Below are 5,124 nucleotides of genomic sequence, written 5' to 3'. Positions count from 1 at the left end.
ACACCCACTTGAAAATCATCCAGGTATCCACATCATGCAGGTTGTTCTTGTCTGCAATCATCTGGATCAGGTCTACGGTCATAACGATAGCCAGGATCACACCTGCAATCGGCACTATGATGGAGTTTGACAGATTCTCAATCATATTGAAAATACTGCCATTCCATCCCTGTGGGGTCTGTCCTACCTGTACGGATATATCCGCGACCTGTTGGTTTACGCTGTCAAACATCCCCGAAAGGTTGCTCATAATACCGCCCACCAGCATTTCTTTCAGCCAATTTGTCAGGGCTTCAAGTAAGAAATCCATACGGTGTCAACCTCCTTTCCGCCGCCCCCGCAGAACTGCGGGATCGGCAAGGATTTCATGCAGGAACGCTTAGACAGAGAACAGCCCGGAGAGCAGAGGTACAAGGACCATGCCGACTACGGCTACACCAGCGCCGGCCATGAGCTGTTTTATCCCCAATTAGGTGTAAAACTCTGCTCGATGGCGGGCGGCGGCGTACAAAAAATCTATATGGTGTTTTTAAGAGAACCGTCCCGGCGGGACAGGTCAGGCAGTGACCTGTTCCACCTCCGGGATGGGTTTGAGATTAAAATGAATTTCGATAGAAATGTGTCTTGTTTTATCTTCGTCAATGCGCTCATGCACGACGATTTCTTTGATTAAGCGGTTGAGGATGGCTGCGTCCAGCTCTGTGATGTTGGCGTATTCCTGAATGGCTTCCACCCATTGTTTTGCGTCATTGGCAAGCTGGACTTCATCGGACAGCCGCTTTCTGCCCTCGGACACTTTTGCTTTAAGCTCCGTCTGCTCGGTCTGTGTCTTTTCCAGCATGGTGTTGAAATTCTGCTCACTGATACGCCCTGCAATCATATCCTCATAAAGCCGCATGACCATTTTGTCCAGAACCTCAATCCGTTCCTCGTCCCTTGTAAGGGAGCGTTCCATTGCTTCCCGCTGTTCCCGCTGCTCGGCTTCACAGGTATTGGTCAGGCGGTCAGCAACCGCTTCCCCGTCCATCAGGGCAGCTCTGGCACATTCCCGGATTTTCCGCAGCACATGGCTGTAAAGGGTGTCATAGTCAATCCGGTGCTGGGTGCAGTGGTTCTTTCCAAAGGCATTGTAGGTCTTGCAGGAATAAATCTGCTGGGGATGTTTTGCGTTTGTGTAGCGTATCGTCAGTGACTTCCCACACTCACCGCATTTTATCAGTCCGGCAAACAGGCTGATTTCATTGGTCTGCCCCGGACGCTGGCGGGATTTCAGCTTGTTCTGCACAATGTCAAAGCTCATGCGGTCAATCAGCGGTTCATGCTGTCCCTCCACCACAATCCAGTCCTCCGGCTTCTTTTCCCCAATCGTGCCGATTTTGAAACGGTAGTCCTTTTTCTGGGAAGCAATCGCCCCGGTGTAGACGGGATTCATCAAAAGGTCTTTGATAACGGAGAAGTCCCACATATACCGCCCGTTTTCCGGGTCTTTCTTTTCCCATTTGGTGCGGGTATTGCGAAGCCCCCGTTCCCGGTTCCACCATGTGGGGCAGGGGATTTTTTCTTCCTCCAGCCGTCTGCGGATATAGTTCGGACCATGACCGTTTAGGGCATATCCGAAAATCAGCCGCACAATCGGGGCGGTTTCCTCGTCAATGAGCAGATGGTTTTTGTCCTCCGGGTCTTTCCGATACCCGAACGGGGCAAGACACCCGGTAAACTGTCCTTTCTGCGCTTTCAGAAGATAAGAGGAATGGACTTTCTTGGAAATATCCTTGCTGTACATCTCGTTCAGGATATTCTTGAACGGGGCAATATCGTTGTTATCCCGCAGGGTGTCGATACCGTCATTCATGGCGATATAGCGGACACCATTTCTTGGGAAAAAGTCCTCAATCAAATGCCCGGTTTGCAGATAGTTACGCCCCAGTCGGCTGAGGTCTTTCGTGATGACAAGGTTGATTTGCCTGCGCTCAATGGCTCTCAACATTCTCTGTAAATCAGGACGCTCCATATTAAGACCTGTGAAGCCATCGTCCTGATAGACTGCCACAACCTCCCATCCCTGCTTTTCGCAGTATTTTTCCAGCATATCACGCTGGTTTGCGATACTGGCACTTTCGCCTTGCAGGTCATCGTCCTTTGACAGTCTGCAATAGACCGCTGCACGATAGCCCCCGGCAAGTGCCGAACCGATTGTTCTGTATTCCATTTCGTTCATCATAGCCATTTACCCACACAATCCAGACGGTATCTGGCTCTTTTGAACCTCATCTTCATTATACTTCATATCTTTCTTTTTAGCAAGATATTCTTTTGTATTCGTCTTGCTGTATTTCTGGGAAATCAGGCTGACGAACACATCGGTGGCGTCCAGCTCCCCGTCAAATACAGTAGTCACATGAATTTCTGTTTTGTTTTTTGCCATAGGCAGTTATCCTCCATACATGAAAATAGCCAGACAGAGGGTGTCGGCAACGAAGTCCGGCAACGGGCTTCAAAAGACCTTGCAAACAATCTCAATCTGGCGATGGTTACTATTTATACTTTTCTTTTATTTTTCTGTTGTTTTGGTTGTCATAGGGGAGAAAAGCCGATAGTTTCGGGATTTTCCCCGGCAACCGGCTCGGCAACGGGATAGCAACAGGGGGTGCAACGGGCTGCCATTTTCAGAACGGAAGCTCCATCTGTTCTGTGACCTCCACAAAACCGTCCATCGTTTTTTCAGACGGGTTGCCGGAGTCCGTTGCCGGGTTTTCACGCTCCCAGCCCTTTTGTCTGCCGTATTCGGAAAACATTCTTGGATTCGGAAAGTACCGCCAGCGGTCAATGCATTGGTTCATAATCTCATTGATTTCCCGTATTTCCCATTGCTTCGGCTCGTCAAAGGCATGGTTCAAAGCTTCCTTGTAGAGCTGCTTGGAGCAGACCATGCTCCCGGTGTACTTATCAAGATACGCCTGTATCATCCCGGCTTTGGTGTCCTCCGGCATAAAATCCCGCTGGTGTTCTTTGAGATACCGCTGCATGGCAGGGCTGAAAGCCAGCTTGAACCTGCCGCTTCTGTAAATTTCCATCGCTTCTGCCCACATCTGCTCGATATAGGCTCTGGAAGCGGCTTCGTCCTCCAAAATGTGAACCTCGGCTTGCTCCGGGTACACCATGACGGGGATAAAGCGGCGGTTGCCGGAACGGTCAAGGGGCAGGAAGTCAAGGGCATTGGAAGTGCCGCCAAACACGCACTGACGGGGGCGGTCTGCTGGGTGGGTTTCATAGGGTATCTTGTAAACCTCTTTCTGTCGGCTTAAAAATGACTTGATTTCCTCAATGCTCTTGGCGTTGGCGGTTGCCATCATTTCCGACATTTCGATAATCCAGTGACCTTGCAGCTTGCGGTACACATTGTCATCGTCCAGCTTCCGCAAATCATCGGAGAACCACTCGTCCCGGACTGCCAGCAGACGGAAGAAGGTGGACTTGCCAGCCCCCTGACCGCCTACCAGACAGAGCATGATTTCAAATTTGCATCCCGGCTGAAAGGCTCGTGAGATTGCACCCAGCAGGAACAGCTTCAACGCTTCATAGGTGTAATCGTCTGCGTCAGCCCCCAGAAAGTGCCGCAGGCAGAAACGGATTCGTTCTGTCCCGTCCCAAACAAGGTCACTTAAATAGTCCCGGATGGGATGGTACTTGTTTTCATTCGCCACAATCCCGATGGCATTATCAATCTTTTTCTCATTGGTAAGCCCGTAGGTTTCTTCCAGATAAAGAAGCAGATACTTCATGTCCGTATCGTTCAGGGCTGTGCTTTCCCTGTGGAAGCCGATGGGCTTTATGATGTCCTTGCGGTCGGTCAGGATGTTGTATGCGATAGCCCCGGAAAGCAGCGGGTCACGCTGGAATACGGTCAGGCAGTTCCGTATGCTCTGACGGACACCGCCTTTCTCGGTAGTTTCCAGTCCCGCCTTGATTTCCTCAACGCTCTGGGGCGGCTGCATGGCGTTCATGGTGTTTTTTAGTTCTTGCTGCGTCTGCGGCTGCAAGCTCTGCCATTCGCTGTTCAAGCTGTATCACATCCTTTCCGTAGTCCGTAATCAAAGCCGCTTTTTCCTCCGTTTCCCCAAAGAGCAGCACATCCAGCAGATATTCCACTTGGTCTTGCTTCTGTAAGGCTTCCACAAACCGGGGATGAAAGGCTTCCTCCGGGGAGTGCGGGGCGTAGTCCGTTCTCCATGCCATAAGCAGATGGAGATAATCGGCAAGAATACGGAAGCAGCGGTTCTTTGCTTCCTGAAACTGTTCCTCCGGGGATTTCTGCCGGGGCTTTGGCTTTTTTTCCTTTCCCGGCGGTTTCCAGTCCTCATAGGAAAGCCCGAAGTCCTGTGCCAGCTGTACGGCGGCTTCTTTCTTTCTCAGCCCATACAGGGCGGCGGCAAAATCAATCACATCCCCATCCGCACCGCAGCCGAAGCAGTGGTAACGCCGATCCAGCTTCATGCTTGGGGTTTTATCGTTATGGAACGGGCAGCAAGCCATCCCGTTCCGACCTACATGGATTCCATAATGCTCCGCAGCCTGTCTTGTTGTGACGGACTGCTTCACAGCTTCAAATACATTCAAATCTATCCCTCCTTGAAAAAAGAAAAGCACCTGACATTCTCTGATTGAAAATGGCAAGTGCCTGTTAAAGTTCCATATCCTGTTGTCTGTGTTTCGTCTGTTCCTGGGCAGTTCTTTGTGCTTTTTTCTCGTCTGCCTTATCCTGCAAGACTTCCTTGATGGGCTGCTTCTTGGGCGGCTCTTTGCTTTCCTCTGTGCCGGGGGTGGCTTTCCGTACCCAGTAGCGGATATCCCGCAGCTTCTTCAAATCCTCCTGCACCTCTGTCAGCGGTACTTTCAGCTCTGCGATTTCGCTGAGAAGTTTTTCCTGCTCCTGTTGCAGTTCCTTTTGGGTGCTGTCCTTATCGTCCGGGTGCTTGGCAAGGTAGGCGGCGGCTTTCGCATACCGGGCGACCTCCGGGTGTTCCTGTTTGAATTTCTCCTTTGTTTTCTTGAAAAATATCTTCTGGTACTTCTCATAGACAGGCTTACATTCCTTGCAGTCTGTCCGGCTGGCAAGAATCCCGT

Annotated in this window: 6 protein-coding genes and 1 pseudogene; all 7 read right to left on the bottom strand. The window is 50.8% G+C overall.

What is annotated here, in order from left to right:
* Positions 1 to 310: VirB6/TrbL-like conjugal transfer protein, CD1112 family (locus tag OCV62_RS07495; RefSeq protein ID WP_262585783.1), on the bottom strand; the 310-nt coding region annotated here is incomplete at its 3' end.
* Between the two features lie 69 nt (positions 311 to 379).
* Positions 380 to 451 carry a hypothetical protein gene (locus tag OCV62_RS07490; RefSeq protein ID WP_118736852.1) on the bottom strand — a complete coding sequence of 24 codons (72 nt, stop codon included), beginning with the start codon at positions 449 to 451 and terminating at the stop codon, positions 380 to 382.
* Between the two features lie 105 nt (positions 452 to 556).
* Entirely contained in the window at positions 557 to 2,227 is a 1,671-nt protein-coding gene (locus OCV62_RS07485) for a recombinase family protein (RefSeq protein ID WP_262585782.1), read from the bottom strand.
* Positions 2,228 to 2,425: a hypothetical protein gene (locus OCV62_RS07480; protein ID WP_009256568.1), complete on the bottom strand. Its 198-nt coding sequence runs from the start codon at positions 2,423 to 2,425 to the stop codon at positions 2,228 to 2,230. It abuts the gene before it with no gap.
* A gap of 241 nt (positions 2,426 to 2,666) precedes the next feature.
* Entirely contained in the window at positions 2,667 to 4,004 is a 1,338-nt protein-coding gene (locus tag OCV62_RS07475) for a virulence-associated E family protein (RefSeq protein ID WP_262585781.1), read from the bottom strand.
* Entirely contained in the window at positions 3,973 to 4,617 is a 645-nt protein-coding gene (locus OCV62_RS07470) for a CHC2 zinc finger domain-containing protein (RefSeq protein ID WP_262585780.1), read from the bottom strand. The genes OCV62_RS07475 and OCV62_RS07470 overlap by 32 nt, the downstream gene beginning before the upstream one ends.
* Positions 4,618 to 4,681: 64 nt before the next feature.
* Positions 4,682 to 5,124 (bottom strand): annotated as a pseudogene (locus OCV62_RS07465) (MobQ family relaxase); the annotation flags it as partial.

Origin of the sequence: Gallintestinimicrobium propionicum, from assembly GCF_025567525.1 — a bacterium.
In the GTDB taxonomy this organism is placed as follows: domain Bacteria; phylum Bacillota; class Clostridia; order Lachnospirales; family Lachnospiraceae; genus Gallintestinimicrobium; species Gallintestinimicrobium propionicum.
This window is presented reverse-complemented; position numbering and strand designations above follow the sequence as displayed.